Below are 3,429 nucleotides of genomic sequence, written 5' to 3' on the forward strand. Positions count from 1 at the left end.
CCATACATTTTGAAAAGTAATATGATTGCAGCCCGACCTGAGTGGAAATCCTTTTTTGCTGCTGAAAAAACGAGGGCAAAAAAGATTGAGAACGGAGGGCGGAATAGCTGCCCAAAAATATATTGTTAATTGTTTTAACCTACTTAAAATATTTTAAGAATAAATAAACTCTAAATTTAATGCGCAAATCCTGTAATCTTAGCTTCATCAAAATCGAGCTGCATTTCGATGGTTCTCATCACATGGTCGTCGAATATTTTTTCACGTTTCATACGGTGAAGTTCGTTTCTCTGTGCCTGAATGACTTGTCTTAAAACATCTTTATTTTCATTCATTGCGGTTGCATAATCTACAGCAGACCCCATACATTGCGTTTTATCTGCAATTAATTTCATTTCATTTTCCAGTTTATAAATCTGATGCTTTACGAGACTGTTGCTTTCAGACAATTCAGAGAAATCTGAAGTGAGTTTTTGAAGTGCCGTTTCTTTTAATTTTTTCATTAAAATAGCTTCCTGCTTTTCTTCCGGAAGCTCACTTCCTGCATCTTCAATTTTTAGGAATTTTAAAATCGGCGCAAGTAACAAACCTTGTCCGACCAAAGTAATCAGAATAATCACAAAAGTTACGAACAGAATAATATTTCTGTGCGGAAAAGCTTCTCCCGGACTGATATAAACCGGAATTGAAAGTGCAGCCGCCAAAGAAACCACTCCTCTCATCGCTGCAAAACTGATGATAAAAGGTTCTTTCCAATCGGGTTTTGGATTTTCCTGCCGAACTTTTTTAGACAACAATCTTGGAACATAAACAATTGCATAGCTGTAAGCCAAACGAGTGAAAATGATAGCGCCTCCAATCACTATACTGTAAAAAATACCTTCTGAAATTGTATAGTCTTTCATTGCTGCAACTACAATTGGTAATTCAAGTCCAATTAAAATAAAAATAATGGTATTCATTAAGAAAATAACGACGCTCCAAACGTTTCCAGTCTGAATTCTCGAAGTGTGGCTTAAATAACAATGCGAATTATAAGACATCAATAATCCTCCTGCAACAACCGCCAAAACTCCGGAAAAATGAAAATGTTCTGCTGCAACGTACATTACGTAAGGAACAATCAGAGTAATTACAGTATCAATATTAGAATTGGAAGGAATTAATCTTAAAAATTTTCCAAAAACCAAACCTGCTCCGATCCCTACTGCAACACCGCCAATCGCCATTGTAAAGAAATCCGTAACTGCTTCACGGAAAATAAATTGTCCTGAAATTACCGCAGCCAAAGCAAATTTAAATACAATTAAACTCGACGCGTCATTAATTAAACTTTCGCCTTCTAAAATGGTGGTAATTTTTTTAGGGATCTTCATGTTTTTTAAAACAGAAGTTGCTGCCACCGCATCTGGAGGAGAATTCACACCACCCAAAAGAAATCCCATTGCAACGGTCAATCCCGGAATAATTGATGAAGAAAGGTAGGCAACAACAATCGATGTTAAGAAAACCAGTCCGAATGCCATCGAGAAAATTTGTTTTCTCCATTTATGAAAATCCTGCCACGAAGTAAACCAGGCCGCTTCAAATAAAATAGGAGGAAGAAATATGAGAAACACCAAATCGGGCTCAATTTCTATTTGCGGCATTCCCGGAATAAAGCTTACGAGTAAACCTGCAATCACAAGAAAAATCGGATAAGCTACTTTGAGCTTCTGCCCTACCATCACCAAAATCATCACCGATAAAAGTACAGCGATGGAAATAATTACATAATCGTGAATCATGGTCTGTGATTATTTAGTTGTTATAAAAAAAGTATTTTAGTTTTTCTGAGTTTTGAAAACTCTTTAAAGATTCTGTTTTTAAAGACCGAATCAAAGTCTTTTTTACTTTAGTTTTTTGAGACATAAATTTCAACCGCAAAAGAAACAAAAGAAATGATTGAAGAAAGAGGGTCTCAAAGGTTGCAAAAGGTAATATTTTACTTCATTTACAATTTTGAAAACTTTTGAACAACGTAAGATTCATAAAATCTTTTGTTTCTTTTGTGGTTTAAAAATAATTAATTTTTTGTAAACGGAATATTGTTGTAAAAACCGATTTGTATCTGTCCACGGTTTTTATTTTCCTGAAGCTGATTCATATATCCCGCTTCAATTCTCATATTTTTATTAATGATAAATCCTAAAGCTCCATAAACTCGATTTCTGTCGAAAACAGGACTATCTAAATTAAGAAAAATCTCATTATACGCTGAAACATAAAGAGTTTTCGGCAACATTTCTTTGTTGTTGATCGGAATATTCAATCCTAATAAATAACGGAACCTCATTCTGAAATCATCCTGTAAAAAACGTTCTTCCAAACGATAACGGTGCTGCAGATTAAATCTTCCGAACTTCTGCTTTGTAATAAACTGCTGGAAAATACGGTGCTCAATATTTTCTGATTTTTCACCTTTTACATAAGGCTGGCTCAAAATAAAACCATAACCCAGCAAAATATTATTGTTATTTTCTGTCAAATCATAACCAATTCCGGTACGAATTAATAATTGTTCCAAATCACCAATTCCATCAAAATTACGGTATTGAATCTCATTATGGAAATTCAGCTTTTTGCTGATTTTATTATTCCCAAAATACATATACCAAGCTCCCAAATCACTTTCCTGAGCAAATGACAGAACACTTCCAAAACACAAAACAGAAACAGCTAACTTTTTAAAAAACTTCATAATTTTATTGTTACTTTTTCTTTTGTCTTGAAACAAAAGAAACAAAAATTCAAGACTTGAAATTCTTCGCTAAAAATAAAGGCTGTTCACTAAAAATTCTAAACTCGTGCGTATTTAAGATTGTTGTTTTATTTCTTATTTTATCCCGCACTCAAACAATAGAATTTTCTTAACGTTCACATCCTTAATTTTCTTAACGCTCCGATTTTCTAAGTCAAAATAAATACTCAAAATGATAGAATGATTATTTTATTCATCTATCATATTTAACAAAATTAATATTAAAAATCTATAATAGCAAAAATTCTTTAAAAGATAAGTTTAGTCTTGATATTTACGGATTACCTTATTATTTTCATCTATTGAAAAAGCATAATAGGTAAAAAGCGAATTGTAAAATGATACTTTAGTTTCACCGTTTTGACTTATTCTCTTCGGCTCTCCCCATTCACTTTTTAAATCTCTCTCGGAAATCTTTAAAGGTGTATTTTTAAATCTTGAAGAAGATCTTCTTTCATAAACGATTATTCCAGTAATAAACGCAACAAGTACTACAAAACACAAAGAAAAAAATGCAGCAACTTTGTTTTTTATACTCATAATATTTAGAGGCTGTTTAAATTTTATTGAGTAATAATTTTATGGCAGATAATTTGACCATGTTTTCAGAACTTTCCATTAGAAGTTCA

At 32.6% G+C, this 3,429-nt stretch carries 3 protein-coding genes; all 3 read right to left on the minus strand.

Annotated elements, in window-relative coordinates:
• Positions 1-176: 176 nt before the first annotated feature.
• The 3 genes from AB671_RS21115 to AB671_RS21125 all read right to left on the minus strand — a co-directional run bounded on the left by AB671_RS21115 (position 177) and on the right by AB671_RS21125 (position 3,340).
• Positions 177-1,787 (minus strand): Na+/H+ antiporter, encoded by a 1,611-nt coding sequence (locus AB671_RS21115; protein ID WP_066680982.1) that lies wholly within the window; start codon positions 1,785-1,787, stop codon positions 177-179.
• 278 nt (positions 1,788-2,065) lie between these two features.
• The gene (locus AB671_RS21120) at positions 2,066-2,740 is read right to left on the minus strand and encodes a DUF2490 domain-containing protein (RefSeq protein ID WP_066680987.1); all 675 of its coding nucleotides are present in this window, start codon (positions 2,738-2,740) and stop codon (positions 2,066-2,068) included.
• 321 nt (positions 2,741-3,061) lie between these two features.
• A complete protein-coding gene (locus AB671_RS21125; RefSeq protein ID WP_066680985.1) occupies positions 3,062-3,340 on the minus strand; it encodes a hypothetical protein in 279 nt (92 codons plus the stop codon).
• Between the last annotated feature and the right edge of the window lie 89 nt (positions 3,341-3,429).

This window comes from Chryseobacterium sp. BGARF1, from assembly GCF_001677955.1.
In the GTDB taxonomy this organism is placed as follows: domain Bacteria; phylum Bacteroidota; class Bacteroidia; order Flavobacteriales; family Weeksellaceae; genus Chryseobacterium.

What these genes read in the sequence shown, in the direction of transcription:
- AB671_RS21115 (WP_066680982.1), bottom strand. Translation starts at nt 1,787, where the DNA reads ATGATTCACGATTATGTAATTATTTCCATCGCTGTACTTTTATCGGTG.
- AB671_RS21120 (WP_066680987.1), bottom strand. Translation starts at nt 2,740, where the DNA reads ATGAAGTTTTTTAAAAAGTTAGCTGTTTCTGTTTTGTGTTTTGGAAGT.
- AB671_RS21125 (WP_066680985.1), bottom strand. Translation starts at nt 3,340, where the DNA reads ATGAGTATAAAAAACAAAGTTGCTGCATTTTTTTCTTTGTGTTTTGTA.